The 509-nt window shown below is 64.0% G+C and carries 1 protein-coding gene; it reads right to left on the bottom strand.

Annotation, left to right across the window (positions count from 1 at the left end):
- The coding region (gene cysD, locus A6302_RS20725) for a sulfate adenylyltransferase subunit CysD (protein WP_141704086.1) at positions 1-509 on the bottom strand (509 nt) is incomplete at both ends.

Below are 509 nucleotides of genomic sequence, written 5' to 3'. Positions count from 1 at the left end.
CGCTCCTCGGGCACTTCGCCGGGCTCGAGCGGCAGGCGGCCGTCGTCGACCATGATCATCATGCCGTCGCGGTCGACCACCGGGCGCATCGCTGCGTAGTAGAGCGGGACGATCGGGATGTCTTCCTTGAGGATATACTGCCAGATGTCGAGCTCGGTCCAGTTCGACAGCGGGAACACGCGGATCGACTCGCCCTTCTTCACGCGGGCGTTGTAGAGGTTCCACAGTTCCGGACGCTGGTTCTTCGGGTCCCAGCCGTGGTTCGCCGTGCGGAAGGAGAAGATGCGCTCCTTGGCGCGGCTCTTCTCCTCGTCGCGGCGGGCGCCGCCGAAGGCTGCGTCGAAGCCGTACTTGGTCAGGGCTTCCTTCAGCGCCTCGGTCTTCATCGTCTGGGTGTAGAACGACGAGCCATGGTCGAAGGGGTTGATGTTCTTGGCGATGCCGTCCTGATTGGAATGCACGATCAGGTCGAGGCCGAGGCGCTTGACCGTCTCGTCGCGGAACTGACC

The organism is Methylobrevis pamukkalensis (assembly GCF_001720135.1).
Classification (GTDB): domain Bacteria; phylum Pseudomonadota; class Alphaproteobacteria; order Rhizobiales; family Pleomorphomonadaceae; genus Methylobrevis; species Methylobrevis pamukkalensis.
The sequence above is the reverse complement of the archived record's forward strand: the minus strand, read 5'-3'. Positions and strand labels throughout refer to the sequence as shown.